Here is a 432-nt window from a genome sequence, read left to right as displayed (position 1 = left end):
GAGCTAGAAAATGCCACGTGTTAAAATTCAGATTGTGACGTTTTTGGGGCAGCTCTGAGCTAGCTGGCACTTTGAGAGACAAGTGCCACGGGTAAAACTTTAGGCCAATGAAGCCTCTGGATAAAACTTTGCCAGTGACATTACTAGAATAGAATGCTGCTGCGCGGCTCACTTGGCTTTGCGAAAATCGCTACTTCATGACATTAGCTGATTAGTCATGTACAATTAATGCAACCAACAAGAGGAACATTGATATGGCCAATGTCTCAAATCCGAAGCGCCAAAAAGCTACATTTACCCCTAGCTTAAAGAACTTCAAAACCAGTTTGGGTTATGAAGGCATGACGATAAATAAGAAATCGAACGTTCAAACCATTGAAGATTTAAAACGCAAGTATGCGAGATAAATATGGTGCTGATCAGGACAAATAC

1 protein-coding gene is annotated in these 432 nt (G+C 41.2%); it reads left to right on the top strand.

The window, feature by feature from the left end; all coding sequences use genetic code 11:
- Positions 1-254 precede the first annotated feature (254 nt).
- The gene (locus tag AB4496_RS27705) at positions 255-407 is read left to right on the top strand and encodes a hypothetical protein (protein WP_016800262.1); all 153 of its coding nucleotides are present in this window, start codon (positions 255-257) and stop codon (positions 405-407) included.
- Positions 408-432: the final 25 nt, after the last annotated feature.

It is taken from the genome of Vibrio sp. 10N.222.46.A1 (assembly GCF_041473595.1).
Classification (GTDB): domain Bacteria; phylum Pseudomonadota; class Gammaproteobacteria; order Enterobacterales; family Vibrionaceae; genus Vibrio; species Vibrio tasmaniensis_A.
This window is presented reverse-complemented; position numbering and strand designations above follow the sequence as displayed.

What these genes read in the sequence shown, in the direction of transcription:
- AB4496_RS27705 (WP_016800262.1), top strand. Translation starts at nt 255, where the DNA reads ATGGCCAATGTCTCAAATCCGAAGCGCCAAAAAGCTACATTTACCCCT.